Here is a 15,376-nt window from a genome sequence, read left to right as displayed (position 1 = left end):
TGTGGTTGTTACGGTACCGGGGCGCCGCCTGTGGGTGTGGTTACGGTGCCGGGGCGCCGCCTGTTGGGTGGTTACGGAGCCAGGGGGCTCCGCCCTTGGCCTGGTCATGGCGCCGGGGCACCGCGGGGCTCGTCAGGCCGGGGGTCCGAGGACGTCGGCGAGGGAGTAGCGCACCGGCTCCTCCAGCTGGGCGTACGTGCAGCTGTGCGGGTCGCGGTCGGGGCGCCAGGTGCGAAAGCGCGCCGTGTGGCGAAAGCGCCGCCCGCCCTCCATGTGGTCGTACGCCACCTCGCAGACCCGCTCCGGGCGCACCGGCACCCACGACAGGTCCTTCTTCCCCGACCAGCGGCTCGGCGCCCCCGGCAGCCGCGCCGTCTCGTGCGCCGCCTCGTCCCCCCAGGCCGCCCACGGATGCCCCTCGGCGGTCCCCATCCGCAGCGGCTCCAGCTCCTCGACGAGTTCCGCGCGCCGCTTCATGGTGAACGCCGCCGCGACGCCGACGTGCTGCAGGGAGCCGGCGCCGTCGTACAGGCCGAGGAGGAGCGAGCCGACGACGGGGCCGCTCTTGTGGAAGCGGTAGCCGGCGACCACGCAGTCCGCGGTGCGCTCGTGCTTGACCTTGAACATGACGCGCTCGTCCTGGCGGTAGAGCAGATCGAGCGGCTTGGCGACGACACCGTCGAGACCCGCGCCCTCGTACTGCTCGAACCAGCGCAGCGCCACCTCCGTGTCCGTGGTCGCCGGCGCCACATGGACGGGCGCGCTCACCCCGGACAGGGCCGTGACCAGGCGTTCGCGGCGTTCGGCCAGGGGAGTGGCGAGCAGGGACTTCTCCGCGAGGGCCAGCAGGTCGAAGGCGACGAGGGAGGCGGGGGTGCGCTCGGCCAGCGTCGCCACGCGCGAGGCCGCCGGATGGATGCGCTCGGTGAGCGCGTCGAAGTCCAGGTGCCCGTCCCGGGCGATGACGATCTCCCCGTCGAGCACGCAACGCCCCGGCAGCCGCTCCCGCAGCGCCGCGACCAGCTCGGGGAAGTAGCGGGTGAGGGGCTTGCCCGTACGGCTGCCGATCTCGATGTCGCCCCCGTCCCGGAAGACGATCGCGCGAAATCCGTCCCACTTGGCCTCGTACTGCATCCCGGGCGGGATCTTCGCCACGGGCTTGGCGAGCATGGGCTTCACGGGGGGCATCACCGGCAGGTCCATGCTCCGATTCTGCGGCGATCCGCTCCATACCGCCCGGTGTGCGGTGAATGTCCGTGCCGTTTAGCGTGGCTCCATGGGTGAAGCCAAGGGCAAGAGCGCGGCCGTCGAGATCGACACGGGGGAGCGGACGGTACGCCTGTCCAGCCCCGACCGGGTGGTCTTCCCCGAGCGGGGCTTCACCAAGCTGGACGTCGCCCGGTACCTCGTCGCCGTCGGCCCCGGCATCCTGCGCGCGCTCCGGAACCGGCCCACCACCCTCCAGCGCTACCCGGACGGGGCGGCCGGCGAGTTCTTCTACCAGAAGCGGGCCCCGAAGAACCATCCCGACTGGATCCCCACCGCCACCATCACCTTCCCCAGCGGCCGCACCGCCGACGAGATGTGCCCCACGGAGGTGGCCGCCGTCATCTGGGCTGCGCAGTACAACACCCTCACCTTCCACCCCTGGCCGGTCCGGCGCGACGACCTCGACCACCCCGACGAACTGCGCATCGACCTCGACCCGCAACCCGGCACCGACTACGCCGACGCGGTGCGCGCCGCCCACGAACTGCGCGCCGTACTCGATGAGTTCGGCGGCCTGGTCGGCTGGCCCAAGACGTCCGGCGGACGCGGCATGCACGTGTTCGTGCCCATCGAGCCGCGCTGGACCTTCACCCAGGTGCGGCGCGCGGCGATCGCCTGCGGGCGGGAGCTGGAGCGCCGGATGCCGGATCAGGTGACCACGGCGTGGTGGAAGGAGGAGCGCGGCCCCCGGATCTTCGTGGACTACAACCAGACGGCCAGGGACCGCACCATCGCCTCCGCCTACTCGATCCGCGCCCGCCCGCACGCCCCGGTCTCCGCGCCGCTGCGCTGGGACGAGGTGGACGACGCGACGCCCGAGGACTTCGACATCGCCACCATGCCCGAACGCTTCGCGAAGACCGGCGACGTCCACGCCCGCATGGAGGACCGGGCCTACTCCCTCCGGGCCCTGCTGGACCTCGCCGACAAGGACGAACGGGACCACGCGCTCGGCGACCTGCCCTACCCACCGGAGTACCCGAAGATGCCGGGCGAGCCCAAGCGCGTACAGCCGAGCCGCGCCAAGCGGGACGAGCACGGGGAGTAGACCCCGGTCGGGCGCGAGGGGGGGGCAGCGCCTGGAGCGAGACCGTGGGCCGGCGAAACGTGCTGTGGCGCGGGGCCGGGCGGCTACATTGCGGGTTACTCGCGACGAGGAGGCCCGTATGCACGAACACACCGCCCACACGGACAGCGGTCGACCCGGCACCGAACCGGACGAAGCGGGGGGCGCGATATCCGGGTCCGCGCCCGCTTCAGGGGCCGAGGGACACGAGGCGATCCGGCGATTACTCGGGCAGGCCGTGACCCGAGGCGGCCTGCCCGGCATTCTCGCCGAGGTCCGCGACGGCGACCGGCAGTGGTTCGGGACGGCGGGAGTGGCCGACACCGGAACCGGCCGCGAGCGTTCGCGGCAGGACCGGTTCCGCATCGGCAGCATCAGCAAGACGTTCGTGGCCACCGTGGTGCTGCGACTGGCGGCCGAAGACAGGCTGAGTCTGGACGACACCGTGGAGGAGTGGCTGCCCGGCGTGGTCCATGGTCCGCACCACGACGGTGCCCGGGTGAGCATCAGGATGCTGCTCAACCACACCAGCGGGATCTTCAACTACACCGATGACCAGGAAGCCCTGAACCGTCACGAGACACACCCGCCCGAGACGCTGACACAGATCGCCTTGTCCCGTCCGGCCGCGTTCCCGCCGGGGTCGGGCTGGGCTTACTCCAACACCAACTACGTCCTCGCCGGCCTGGTCATCGAACGGGTCACCGGCCGCGCGCTCGCCGAGGAGATCACCGAGCGGATCTCCCGCCCACTCGGTCTGGCGGGGACGTACCTGCCGCGCGGCAGCGACCCTACGATCCACGGGCCGCACTCCCGGCACTACACCAAGCTGTTCCGGACCGACCCCGGCGCGCCGGTCCACGACGCGACCGAGTTCGACTCGTCCATGTTCTGGGCGGCCGGCGGCATGATCTCCACCGCCGGGGACCTGAACCGCTTCTTCGGCGCCCTGCTGGGCGGCCGGATCCTGCCGGCGGACCAGCAACGCGACATGTTCACCACCGTGCCCACCCGCGACTGGATACCCGACGCCGCCTACGGCCTCGGCGTCTCCTCGGTGCGACTGCCGTGCGGGGAAACGGTCTGGGGCATGGGGGGCGCGCTCTTCGGATCGTGGTCCTACGCGTACGGGGCTCGCGACGGCGCGAAGACGGTCACCGCCAACGTCAACGGTGACTGGTGCGAGGGTGGTTGGGACGATCCCATCGGTGTCTTCACCGACTTGCTCGGCGCGGAGTTCTGCCGCCGGAGCGCCACCTGAACGCCGACGGGCCGGTATCCGGCACCAGTCCGGGCGCGCGGGGCGGCGACCCCCTCGCCGGGGAGCGGGCCGGGTCCATGCGCGAGGATGCTCCCTGACACCGTCAGGGAGGAGTGAGCGAAGGTGACCGAGGAACCGCGTCCCACCCTGGAGGCCGTGGCCGCCCGTGCCGGGGTCTCCAGGGCCACCGTGTCCCGTGTCGTCAACGGCGACCCGGGAGTGCGGGAGAGGCTCGCCGAGAAGGTGCGGCACGCGGTCGCCGAACTCGGCTACGTCCCCAACCGCGCCGCCCGCAGCCTGGTCACCCGGCGCCACGACGCCGTCGCCGTGGTGATCGCCGAACCGGAGACACGGGTCTTCGCCGATCCGTTCTTCGCCCTCCAACTGCGCGGCATCAGTAAGGAACTGACGGAACATGACGTCCAGCTCGTGCTGCTGCTCACAGAGGGGCGTGATGACCACGAACGGGTCGGCCGCTATCTCGCGGGCGGGCACGTCGACGGCGCCCTCGCCTTCTCGCTGCACCTCGACGACCCGCTGCCCGGCATCATCCGGCGGGCCGGGGTGCCGACCGTGTTCGGCGGGCGCCCCGGCTGGCCCCAGCCGGCACCGGGCGAGCCGAGCACCTCGTACGTGGACAGCGACAACCGCGGTGGCGCGCGCGAGGCGGTGCGGCACCTGGTGGGCCTCGGCCGCGGCCGCGTCGCGCACATCACCGGCCCCCTCGACCAGACCTCTGCGGTCGACCGGCTCGACGGCTACCGGGACGTCCTCGGTGAGGCGGACCCACGGCTGATCGCCGAGGGGGACTTCACACCCGCCGGAGGAGAGCGCGCCATGCGCGAACTGCTGGACCGGTTACCAGAGTTGGACGCGGTCTTCGCGGCCAACGACCTGTCCGCGTCCGGCGCCCTGCGGGTGCTGCGGGTGCGGGGCAAAAGGGTGCCGGACGACGTCGCGGTGGTCGGCTTCGACGACATGCTGCCGGTGGCCGAACAGACCGAGCCGCCGCTGACGACGGTCCGTCAGGACATCGAGGGCATGGGCCGGTTGATGGCGCGGATGCTGCTGCGCGGCAGGGAAGGGGAGGACCCGGCCGCCGAGCCCTCCGGTGTGGTCCTGCCGACCGCGCTGGTGCGCAGGGCCTCGGCCTGAGGGACCGTACCGGGGCGAACCACACCGGGCAGGACCACACAGGGGGCATGCGGTCGGTCAGGATCCCACGCTCACCGTGAACCGCCGAGGATTGCCGTCGTGCGCGGCACCCGAGACGTCCGGCTGCCCGTCGGGCCGCACGTCGTCGTAGGGAAAGGCGTAGCCGATGGGGGAGTTGGCGTGCACCACCCGTGCCCAGTGGTTGGTCACCTCGCCCCGGTAGTAGTCGGCGGCGGTCGCGCCGCCCGGCTGCGTGGGGTGGGTCAGCATGATGCTGCGGTTGAACCCGGCCGCGAGCCGCGCGAGGAGGCCCTTCTTGTCGTCCGGGTCGCCCGGATTGTTGGCGAAGGGGCCGTGATTGCAGGTGAAGATGTCCTTCGACGTCGGCCTGGCGAAGGAGTGGCCGCCGTTGAACGTCAGTACGTCGCCACTGACGCGCCCGGTGAACACGCCGCGGCCGCCCTGGAGGTCGATCCTCAGGTCCGTGGAGCGGTACTTGTCCCACACCCGGTCGATGTAGGCGTTCCACACGTCGCGGAAGGGCATCTGGTCGGGCCGGTCGAAGTAGGGGGCCATGAGGTTCTGCGGTGAGATCACCCGCAGGACGCCGCCGCCGGCCCCCCGGATGACCAGTTTGTCCCACGGCTGCCCGTCCCTCGCCGCCTGCGCCGTGAGGTCGGCGGCGATCCTGTCGACGGCCCCGTCGGGGAGCGGGGCGACGGTGTGGGTGGCATCGCCCTGGAGGGTCAGACCGATGGGCAGCGCCGTGACGAGGTCGACATAGCTGATGTTGGCGTACAACTGCTGGGGGTTGAAGGTGAACTCGCAGAACGACCAGGTGCGGCCGTAGTTGGGGTCCGCGGGGGTCGCGAAGGCGGGCTCGACCAGTGCGGGCCCGGGGTTGAGGAAGAAGTCCAACTTGGCGTCGCGCACGAAGTAGACGCGGGCGCCGTACATCTGCGGCAGCGTCAGCACTCTGGGCGCCGAACCGGCGGCGCCCAGAGGGATGGCGCAGTCGACGGGCAGCGGGGTCTGCGGCGCGGACGGCGAGTCGGGGCGGTACACGCCGCCGTCGGGCCTGAGCAGCACCCAGCGGCCGGTGCCCTGCTCGTGGCCGGTGACGTAGGCGTGCACGCGCCCGGGGAGCGACTTGTTCCGCAGGGCGAGTTCGCAGGTCGCGGGCGCGGCCTTGCCGACCGCCTCGGCACGCGGGCCGAGAGCGCCCGCCCGGCCAGGATGGATGAGGGCGCCCGCGGCGCCGGCGGCGGTAGTGGTCAGGAACGTACGACGCGAGATCACGGAAGGTCTCCTGCGCGGTGGGGGGCTACGGGGAGGTGCTCGAACCGTGTGCGTGGGGGTGACGCATCACTGCCGTGGTGGACGGTGCGCCCTGTCGTAGGGGCCGATGCGCCACTGCCGTAGGGGAGTGGTGCACCACTGTCGTGGTGGGTGGTTGCGGCGTCAAGAGTTATGACTGAGAGCGCTCTCAAAAGGGTCGTGCTTCCAGGAAATGACAACAGGCGCGTTGTCAGTGGGGGGTGCCAGACTCGGAAGAGACGGCGGAAGCGCCCTACGAGAGACGGCAGGGAAGTCCCTAGGAAGACGACAGGCGAAGTCCGTCGGAAGACAGCAGGGAAGTCCGTCGGATGACATGCAGGGAAGTCCGACGAGAGACGGCGGAGAGATCCGACGAAGGAGTCGATCATGCTCAGTTCCCGTTTTGCTGCGGGCGCCCCGGTCTGGGTGGACATGTGCGCCCCCGACCTGGACGGCGTCAGCGCCTTCTACCGCGAGTTGTTCGGCTGGGAGCTCCAGCGGGGCGGCGAGGAAGTGGGGGGTTACAGCCAGTTCCGGCTCTCCGGCGGGACCGCCGCCGGCGCCATGGCGATGCTCGCGGAGGAGGCCCCACCGGCCTGGACGCTGTACTTCCGCACGCCGGACGCGGACGCCACGGCCAAGCAGGTCGAGCAGGCCGGCGGCAGCACGCTCCACGGCGTCGTGGACGTCCTCGACCTCGGCCGCATGGCGGGCTTCACCGACCCGGCGGGTGTGCCCTTCTCGGTCTGGCAGCAGGGGCAGATCAAGGGGCTCGACGTGGTGAACGAGCCGGGCGGTCTCGTCTGGACGGAGCTGTACACCCCGGACGCCTCCGCGGCCACGTCGTTCTACGGCTCGGTGTTCGGCTGGCAGACCACCGCGATGGAGTCCCCCGCGGGCACGTACACGATGGTGCACCCCGCCGACGGCACCCCGGACGACATGTTCGGCGGCATCGCGTCCCTCGACGACGACCCCGCCGAGTCGGAGGCGTACTGGCTGCCGTACTTCCAGGTGGACGACTGCGACGGCGCGGTCGCCAAGGTCCGGCGGGAGGGCGGCACGGTGCGCATGGACACGGTGGAGATGGCGGGCGTGGGCCGCTTCGCCAAGTTCGCGGATCCGGCGGGCGCGCGGTTCGCGGTGCTCCAGCCGGCCCCTCCCGGCGAGCCGATGGCGTCGTAGCCGAGCGGGGCACCAGAGTGGCGGGGAAACGCCGGCCGGCGGCGCGTTGATCGTTCGTTGATCGCTTGTTTCGCGCGCCGGGGCACCATCGTGCCCATGCAGATCGACACGATGGCCCAGCCCGAACTCGCCTGGCAGGAGCAGGCGCTGTGCGCGCAGACCGGAGCGGACTTCTTCTTCCCCGAGCCGGGCAGCTCGGTGCGGGAGGCGAAGGACATCTGCCGGATGTGCGAGATGCGCCCGGCCTGCCTGGAGTACGCCCTCGCCAACGACGAGCGGTTCGGCGTCTGGGGCGGCCTCTCCGAGAAGGAGCGGTTCGCCCTCAGACGCGTGCCGGCCGGGGCGCGGACCGGGGCGCGGTGACGCGGCCGGTCCGGCGCACGCCACCGCGCGTGCGGGGCGTCAGGCGCCCCGCGCCGCCATGCGCGCCTTGCGCGCCGCGAGCCGCTCGTCGAACTTGGACGCCTCCGCGTCGAGCCCGCCCATGAAGAAGCCCAGCTCCTCCTGGGCCTTCAGGCCCTGGGGGCCGAGGCCGTCGATCTCCAGGACCTTCAGGTGGCGCAGCACGGGCTGGAGCACGTCGTCGTGGTGGATGCGCAGGTTGTAGACCTCGCCGATGGCCATCTGGGCGGCGGCCCGCTCGAAGCCGGGAATGCCGTGGCCCGGCATGCGGAAGTCGACCACCACGTCCCGCACGGCCTGCATCGTCAGGTCGGGGGCCAGCTCGAAGGCGGCCTTCAGGAGGTTCCGGTAGAAGACCATGTGGAGGTTCTCGTCGGTGGCGATGCGCGCCAGCATGCGGTCGCAGACCGGGTCACCGGACTGGTGGCCGGTGTTGCGGTGCGAGATGCGGGTCGCCAGCTCCTGGAAGGCCACGTAGGCGACCGAGTGCAGCATCGAGTGGCGGTTGTCCGACTCGAAGCCCTCGCTCATGTGCGACATCCGGAACCGCTCCAGCTGGTCCGGGTCGACGGCGCGCGAGGCGAGGAGGTAGTCGCGCATCACGATGCCGTGCCGGCCCTCCTCGGCCGTCCAGCGGTGCACCCAGGTGCCCCAGGCGCCGTCCCGGCCGAAGAGGGAGGCGATCTCGTGGTGGTAGCTCGGGAGGTTGTCCTCGGTGAGCAGGTTGACCACCAGGGCGATGCGCCCGATGTCGGTGACGGGGGACTGGCTCTTCTCCCACGCCTCGCCGTCCTCGAAGAGGCCGGGGAAGTTGCGGGCGTCGGAGAACGGCACGTACTCGTGCGGCATCCAGTCCTTGGCCACCTTCAGGTGGCGGTTCAGTTCCTGCTCGACCACTTCCTCCAGCGCGTGGAGGAGCCGGGCATCGGTCCAGTTGTCCGAGCCGGCGAGGTGGGGAGAGGTGATCGTCACGTGTGCTCCATACGGGGGCGGGGATTGCTTACGGGCAGTGCGAGCGGTGCACTACCTACGGTGTCGTAGGTTACGTTGCCGTAGGTTAAACCCTCCGTAAAGAGGCAGCGAAACCACCCCCTGCGTGCGCCTCCCCCGTAGCTCGGGCCCCCTCGCGGCTCAGACGTACAGTTCGCGGAGTCGAACTGAGAGGCACGTCACACAGCCTTCGAGCTTCTCGAATTCGCTGATGTCCACCAGAACCGGGTCAAAGCCGAGGTCCGCGAAAAGCTCCGCGCTCTTCGGCGCGCTCGCCGCCATCAGCAGCTTCCCACCCCCGAGCAGCACCACGTGCGCGCCCGGCTCCTCCGGCACCGGCAGGAAGGGCGCGAAGAGCGAGGGGCTGTCGACCAGCGGCTCGTACCCGATCACGGTCCCGTCGGGCAGGGCCGTCACCGCCGATTTCAGGTGCAGGACCTTGGCGACCGGGACGGCCACCACGCGGGCGCCGAGCGGTTCGAAGACGGCCCGCAGCTGCCGCACCCCCTCCGCGTTGGTCCGGCCGCCCCGCCCCACGTAGATCGTGTCGCCGACCTTGAGGACGTCGCCGCCGTCGAGCGTGCCCGGCTCGCGGACCTGGTTCACCGAGCAGCCGAGCCGGACCACGGCCTCCTCCACGCCGGCGGTCTCGCCCCGCCGGGCCTCGGCCCCCGGCCGGGCGATCAGCGCCACGTTCCGGAACACCACCACCGCGTCCTCCACGAACACGGCGTCGGGGCAGTCGTCGGCGGGCGCCACCTCCAGCGTCTGCCAGCCGTGGGCGTGCAGTGCCGCGACATAGCCCTCCCACTGCCGAAGGGCCAGCTCCACGTCGACCGGGGTGCGCTCCAGGTGGGTGAGCAGTCCTTCGGCGAGGCGCGGGCCGGGGCGGCGGATCAGGACCTTCTTGGTGTGCACGGGGTACTCCTCATGAGGGCGGGGCGTTGCCGCACATCATGCAGCGCGCTCCCCCTGCGGGCCCAGAGCGGCTCGGAGGTGATCCGCCGTGAACGACCCGCGGGCCCGCAGCAGCTCCGCCGGGGTGCCCTCGAAGACGACCCGCCCGCCGTGCTTGCCGCCGTCGGGGCCGAGGTCGATCACCCAGTCCGCGTGCTTGACGACGTCGAGGTTGTGCTCGACCACGACGACGGTGTTCCCGGCGTCGACGAGCCGGTCCAGCAACGCGAGGAGTCCGTCCACGTCGGCCATGTGCAGACCGGTGGTCGGTTCGTCCAGGACGTACGTGGTGCCGGTGCGGTGCAGCTGCGTGGCCAGCTTGATGCGCTGGCGCTCGCCGCCGGACAGGGTGCTGAGCGGCTGGCCGAGCGTGAGGTAGGTGAGCCCGACGTCCCGCAGGGCACCGAGGCGCCGGCGTACCGCTTGGTCCTCGAAGCGCGCGAAGAAGTCGAGCGCCCGCTCGGCGGTCATCTCCAGGACGTCCACGACGGAGCGGCCGTCGACGGTCAGGCGCAGCACCTCCTCCTTGAAGCGGCGGCCCTCGCAGGCCTCGCAGGTCGTGGTCACCGGGTCCATGAACGCGAGATCGCTGTAGATGATCCCGCGCCCTCGGCAAAGCTCGCACGCGCCATGGGAGTTGAAGCTGAACAGGCTGGCCTTCGCGCCCGTCTCCCGCGCGAAGAGCCCCCGTACGGTGTCCATGATCCCGAGGTAGGTCGCCGGGGTCGAGCGGCCCGAGATGCCGATGGAGGACTGGTCGACGACCACGGCGTCCGGGTGGGCGCCGGTGAACGCCTTCGACACCAGCGTGCTCTTGCCGGACCCGGCGACGCCGGTGACCGCGGTGAGCACCCCGGTCGGCATCCGCACGCTGACGTTCTTGAGGTTGTGCAGATCGGCGCCCCTGATCCAGTGGCCGCCGGTCGCCTCGCGCGGCTTGTCCTTGACGCCCCTGACGCGGCGCAGGTGGCGGCCGGTGAGGGTGTCCGCCCCGCGCAGCTCGTCGGGCGTGCCCTCGAAGACGACCAGGCCGCCGCCGGTGCCGGCCGCCGGACCCATGTCGACCACATGGTCGGCGACCGCGATCACGTCCGGGTCGTGCTCGACCACCAGCACGGTGTTGCCCTTGTCGCGCAGCCGCAGCAGCAGGTCGTTGAGGCGCCCCACGTCGCGTGGGTGCAGGCCGACGCTCGGTTCGTCGAAGATGTACGTCATGCCGGTGAGGCTGGAGCTGAGGTGGCGCACCATCTTCAGCCGCTGCCCCTCGCCGCCGGAGAGGGTCGACGTCTCGCGGTCCAGGCTGAGATAGCCGAGGCCGATCGCCTCGATCCGCTCCAGGGCCGCCACGGCCGCCGCGGCGACGGGGCCGGCCACCGGGTCGTGGACGCGCCCCAGCTCCCGGACGAGGTCGGTGACCTCCATGCGGACGCAGTCCGCGATGCCGAGGCCGTTGATCCGGGTGGCGAGCGCGGCGGGGTTGAGCCGGGCGCCCCGGCAGGCCGGGCAGGGGCCCTCGTGGAGGAAGCCCCGCACCATGTCCCGGGTCTTCTGGGCGAGGGAGGAGAGGTCCCGGTGGAGGTAGAGCCGCTCGAAGCGGTCGGCCAGGCCCTCGTAGTCGATGTCCCGGGCGCCGCCGGTGTTGTCGACGCTGACCTTCTTTCGTCCGCCCGCCCCTCGTCCGCCGCGCAGCAGGAACTCCCGCTCGGCGTCGGTGAATTCGCCGACCGGCTTGTGCGTGTCCAGGTCGGGGGTATTGGTGTAGGTCTGGCCCTGCCAGGTCCCGGCGGCGAACGGCGGGAAGAGGATCGCGCCGTCCGCCAGGGACCTGGTGGGGTCGATGATGCGGTCGTAGTCGGGCCGCACGGTGCGGCCGAGCCCGTCGCACGCGGGGCACATGCCCGACGGGTCGTTGAAGGAGTACGCCGTCGCCGGGCCCGCGCTCGGCGTGCCGTACCGGGAGAAGAGCACCCTGATCACGGAGTAGACGTCCGTGATCGTGCCCACGGTGGAGCGGGAGTTGCCGCCGATCGGCCTCTGGTCGACGACGATCGCGGGCGAGAGGTCCTCGATGGCGTCCGCGTGCGGCCGCTCGTACTTCGGCAGCCGGTTGCGGACGAACCACGTGAAGGTCTCGTTCAGCTGCCGCTGGGACTCGACCGCGATCGTGTCGAAGACGACCGACGACTTCCCGGACCCCGACACCCCCGTGAAGACCGTGAGGCGGCCCTTGGGGATGCGCAGGTCCACCTCCTTGAGGTTGTTCTCCCGGGCTCCGGAGAGGGTGATGTGCCCGTGGGCGCCGGGCTGCCTGTCCTGGGGGGTGTCGTGCCGTGTGTGCTGGTGCATACACGCGAAGCTAGTCAAAATACCCGACAGCTTCTGTCTTCTTTTCCTGGGTGATTTCCGTCAGCTCCCCGTCCAGCAGGAGCCACCGGGTGATGCCGATGGACTCCAGGAACGCCAGATCATGACTGGCCACGATCAGTGCGCCCTGGTACGACTCCAGAGCCGTCGAGAGCTGCCGCACGCTCGCCATGTCGAGGTTGTTCGTCGGCTCGTCGAGCATGAGCAGCTGCGGTGCCGGCTCGGCCAGCAGCAGTGCCGCGAGCGCCGCGCGAAACCGCTCGCCGCCGGAGAGGGTCGCCGCCCGCTGGTCGGCCTTGGCGCCCTTGAACAGGAACCGGGCCAGCCGTGCCCGGACACGGTTCCTGGTCGCCTCGGGGGCGTACGCGGCCACGTTCTCGGCGACGGTGAGGTCGTCGTCGAGAACGTCGAGGCGTTGCGGCAGGAAGCGCATCGGGACATGCGCCCGCGCCTCGCCGGCGACCGCTTCCAGCTCGCCGGCGACGGTGCGCAGCAGTGTCGTCTTGCCCGCGCCGTTGCGGCCGATCAGCGCGATCCGCTCGGGCCCGCGCAGTTCGAACTCGCCCTGGACCCGGGCTCCATAGCGCAGTTCCAGGCCGCTCAGGGTGAGGACCGTGCGGCCCGGGTGGACCAGGGTGTGCGGCAGGTCGACGCGGATCTCGTCGTCGTCCCGCACCGCCTCCACGGCCTCGTCGAGACGCTCCTTGGCCTCGGCGAGCTTCTCCTCGTGCATGACGCGATGCTTGCCCGCCGACTCCTGGGCGGCGCGCTTGCGGGCGCCCATCAGGATCTTCGGCTGGCTCCTGCTCTCCTGGATCTTCTGCCCGTAGCGCTTGCGGCGGGCCAACTTCACCTGGGCGTCGGCCAGATCGCGCTTCTGCTTGCGCAGGTCCGACTCGGCGACGCGCACCATGCGCTCCGCCGCCTCCTGTTCGCCGGCGAGGGCCGCTTCGTACGCGCTGAAGCCGCCCCCGTACCAACTGACCGTGCCGTCGCGCAGATCGGCGATCTGGTCGACCAGTTCGAGGAGTTCGCGGTCGTGGCTGACCACCACCAGGATCCCGGACCAGGCCTCGACGGCCGCATAAAGGCGCCGACGGGCGTACAGGTCAAGGTTGTTGGTCGGCTCGTCCAGCAGCAGGACATCGGGGCGGCGCAGCAGCAGCGCGGCCAGGCGCAGCAGCACCGACTCGCCGCCCGAGACCTCGCCCGTGGTGCGGTCGAGGCCGATGTGGCCGAGCCCGAGCTGGTCGAGGGTGGCGCGGGCCCGCTCCTCGACGTCCCAGTCGTCACCGACGGCCGTGAAGTGTTCCTCGCTCGCGTCACCCGCCTCGATGGCGTGCAGGGCGGCGCGCGTCGCGGCGATGCCGAGCACCGCGTCGACGCGCAGCGCGGTGTCGAGGGTGACGTTCTGCGGCAGGTAACCGACCTCGCCGAGGGCCTTGACGGTACCGTCGGTGGGGGTCAGTTCGCCGGCCAGGAGCTTCAACAGCGTTGACTTTCCGGAGCCGTTGGCGCCGATGAGCCCGGTACGGCCGGGGCCGAAGGCCACTTGGAGGCCTTCGAAGACGCTGGTCCCGTCGGCCCAGGCGAAGGTGAGCGACGAGCAGCTGAGAGAGGTGGGGGAAGGAGACATACGGGCCTCGCGGTTGCGTGGTGGAGCGCGGTCAGGGGCAACGCGTTCGAGACACCGCGGCGGGAAGGGAGGCCGAAGAACGGAAAAGGCCTGTGCCGGGGGGACGGGACGGCTCGGATGCCGAGGTCGCACACGGCGTGCACGGCAGCGAAGGCTGCGTGACGCGGTGTCTCATGACCTCAGACGAGCAACGTCCTTCTCCTATCGACGGCAACAGAACCGCGGTACACGTTAGGAACCCCTACGGGCCCCTGTCAACGTTTTATCGCCGCCCCGCGTCAGCGCGAAGCCGGCGGGACGGGGGGCACCGGCGGCACCGGGCGCTCGAAGAAGGTCTCCAGCGACACGGTGGCCTGCGTGCCGCTCACGCCGTCGATGGCGTACAGCCTGCGCAGCACGTCCTGGAGCTGTTCCGTCGTCGCCGCGCGCACCTTCACCAGGACCGAGGCGCTGCCCGCGATGACATGCGCCTCCTGGATCTCGGGGATCGCGGCGAAGGCCTCGGCCGAGTCCCCCATCCAGGCGTTCGACTCGACCATGACGAAGGCCAGCACGCCCCGCCCGAGCGCGGCCGGGTCCACGTCGATGGTGGTGCGCCGGATGACGCCCCGCTCCCGCAGCTTGCGCACCCGCTCGTGGGCGGCCCCCGCCGACAGGCCGACCTCCTTGCCGAGCGCGGCGTACGCGGTGGTCGCGTCCTGCTGGAGCACCGCGAGCAGCTGGCGGTCGATGTCGTCCACGTCGTTCCCCGATCCCATGGCGCAACCATATACGGTTCTGACATAGTCCAACGAAGCAAAATGTCATTCAGTGTGTGAGCAATTGGGAGCAAGCATGTCCGGTTCTGCCGACACCGAGCTGTACGAGATCCTGGACGAGCGGTTCCGCACCGGGCGGTGTGCGAACGGCGACGACCGCCTGGAGAAGCTGTACGACCACTGCCGCTGGGCCGAAGGTCCCCTCTACCTCCCCGCCTGGCGCCAGCTCGTCTGGAGCGACATCCCCAACGACCGGATGCTGCGCTGGGACGAGGCGACCGGCGCCGTGTCCGTCTTCCGCTCCCCGGCCGGACACAGCAACGGCAACACGCTGGACCGCGAGGGCCGGCTGATCACCTGCGAGCAGGGCAACCGCCGGGTCACCCGCACCGAGCCCGACGGCAGCATCACCGTGCTCGCCGACCGCTACGCCGGCAAGCGGCTCAACAGCCCGAACGACGCCGTCGTACGCTCCGACGGCTCGGTGTGGTTCTCCGACCCCGACTTCGGGATCACCAGCGACTACGAAGGCCACCGCGCCGAGCGGGAACAGGACGGTCTCAACGTCTACCGCATCGACCCCGGCACGGGCGAGGTGCGTCTGGTCGCGGACTGCTTCGAGGCGCCGAACGGACTCGTCTTCTCGCCCGACGAGCGGCGGCTGTACGTCTCGGACACCCGCGGCGGCGTCATCCGCGTCTTCGACGTGCGCGAGGACGGGACCCTGTCCGACGGGGAGGTCTTCGCCGAGGCCACGGACGGCGTCAGCCGCTTCGACAACCTTCGCTTCGACGACGGGGGCCGGCTGTGGGCGGCGGCCATCGCGGGCGGCGTGCACTGCTACGACCCGGACGGGACGCTCATCGGTCGGCTGAACATCCCCGAGCCCGTCTCGAACATCGCCTTCGGCGGCCCCAAGAACAACCGGCTGTTCATCACCGCGTCGACCTCGCTGTACTCGCTGGTGACAGCGGTCACCGGGCTGCCGCGCGTACGGTGCTGACGCGGGGGAACCC

Annotated in this window: 13 protein-coding genes; 6 read left to right on the top strand and 7 right to left on the bottom strand. The window is 71.1% G+C overall.

The genetic code is table 11. The annotated features are described in order from the left end of the window. Positions 1-132: 132 nt before the first annotated feature. The gene (locus ACZ516_RS09460; RefSeq protein ID WP_469009372.1) at positions 133-1,203 is read right to left on the bottom strand and encodes an ATP-dependent DNA ligase; all 1,071 of its coding nucleotides are present in this window, start codon (positions 1,201-1,203) and stop codon (positions 133-135) included. 73 nt (positions 1,204-1,276) lie between these two features. Here ACZ516_RS09460 and ligD point away from each other — a divergent pair, with 73 nt between their 5' ends. From ligD to ACZ516_RS09445, 3 genes are all read left to right on the top strand, one after another. Next, positions 1,277-2,317: a non-homologous end-joining DNA ligase gene (ligD, locus tag ACZ516_RS09455; RefSeq protein ID WP_469009370.1), complete on the top strand. Its 1,041-nt coding sequence runs from the start codon at positions 1,277-1,279 to the stop codon at positions 2,315-2,317. A gap of 118 nt (positions 2,318-2,435) precedes the next feature. Continuing rightward, the gene (locus ACZ516_RS09450; protein ID WP_469009369.1) at positions 2,436-3,596 is read left to right on the top strand and encodes a serine hydrolase domain-containing protein; all 1,161 of its coding nucleotides are present in this window, start codon (positions 2,436-2,438) and stop codon (positions 3,594-3,596) included. 123 nt (positions 3,597-3,719) lie between these two features. After that, complete coding sequence (locus ACZ516_RS09445) at positions 3,720-4,751, top strand: LacI family DNA-binding transcriptional regulator (protein WP_469009368.1); 1,032 nt, start codon at positions 3,720-3,722, stop codon at positions 4,749-4,751. Positions 4,752-4,808: 57 nt separating this feature from the next. Here the strand turns inward: ACZ516_RS09445 and ACZ516_RS09440 are convergent, their stop codons facing one another. Further along, positions 4,809-6,050 (bottom strand): glycoside hydrolase family 64 protein, encoded by a 1,242-nt coding sequence (locus tag ACZ516_RS09440; protein ID WP_469009367.1) that lies wholly within the window; start codon positions 6,048-6,050, stop codon positions 4,809-4,811. 405 nt (positions 6,051-6,455) lie between these two features. Between ACZ516_RS09440 and ACZ516_RS09435 the strand changes: the two genes are divergently transcribed. Together ACZ516_RS09435 and ACZ516_RS09430 are read left to right on the top strand one after the other, a co-directional pair. Continuing rightward, entirely contained in the window at positions 6,456-7,253 is a 798-nt protein-coding gene (locus ACZ516_RS09435; protein WP_469009366.1) for a VOC family protein, read from the top strand. Between the two features lie 96 nt (positions 7,254-7,349). Further along, positions 7,350-7,616 (top strand): WhiB family transcriptional regulator, encoded by a 267-nt coding sequence (locus ACZ516_RS09430; RefSeq protein WP_358584919.1) that lies wholly within the window; start codon positions 7,350-7,352, stop codon positions 7,614-7,616. Positions 7,617-7,655: 39 nt separating this feature from the next. Here the strand turns inward: ACZ516_RS09430 and ACZ516_RS09425 are convergent, their stop codons facing one another. The 5 genes from ACZ516_RS09425 to ACZ516_RS09405 all read right to left on the bottom strand — a co-directional run bounded on the left by ACZ516_RS09425 (position 7,656) and on the right by ACZ516_RS09405 (position 14,342). Next, positions 7,656-8,627, bottom strand: a complete 972-nt coding sequence (locus ACZ516_RS09425) for an acyl-ACP desaturase (protein ID WP_358698244.1) — start codon at positions 8,625-8,627, stop codon at positions 7,656-7,658. A 159-nt stretch (positions 8,628-8,786) separates the two neighbouring features. Then, on the bottom strand, positions 8,787-9,563 hold the full coding sequence (gene ddaH / locus ACZ516_RS09420) for a dimethylargininase (protein WP_469009365.1): 777 nt from the start codon (positions 9,561-9,563) through the stop codon (positions 8,787-8,789). A 36-nt stretch (positions 9,564-9,599) separates the two neighbouring features. Continuing rightward, positions 9,600-11,948 carry an ATP-binding cassette domain-containing protein gene (locus ACZ516_RS09415; RefSeq protein ID WP_469009364.1) on the bottom strand — a complete coding sequence of 783 codons (2,349 nt, stop codon included), beginning with the start codon at positions 11,946-11,948 and terminating at the stop codon, positions 9,600-9,602. Positions 11,949-11,958: 10 nt separating this feature from the next. Further along, complete coding sequence (locus ACZ516_RS09410) at positions 11,959-13,602, bottom strand: ABC-F family ATP-binding cassette domain-containing protein (protein WP_469009362.1); 1,644 nt, start codon at positions 13,600-13,602, stop codon at positions 11,959-11,961. A 278-nt stretch (positions 13,603-13,880) separates the two neighbouring features. Beyond that, positions 13,881-14,342: an Lrp/AsnC family transcriptional regulator gene (locus tag ACZ516_RS09405; protein WP_469009630.1), complete on the bottom strand. Its 462-nt coding sequence runs from the start codon at positions 14,340-14,342 to the stop codon at positions 13,881-13,883. Positions 14,343-14,436: 94 nt separating this feature from the next. Here ACZ516_RS09405 and ACZ516_RS09400 point away from each other — a divergent pair, with 94 nt between their 5' ends. Further along, positions 14,437-15,363, top strand: a complete 927-nt coding sequence (locus ACZ516_RS09400) for an SMP-30/gluconolactonase/LRE family protein (protein ID WP_469009360.1) — start codon at positions 14,437-14,439, stop codon at positions 15,361-15,363. Positions 15,364-15,376: the final 13 nt, after the last annotated feature.

The organism is Streptomyces sp. NPDC034037, from assembly GCF_055575715.1.
The sequence above is the reverse complement of the archived record's forward strand: the minus strand, read 5'-3'. Positions and strand labels throughout refer to the sequence as shown.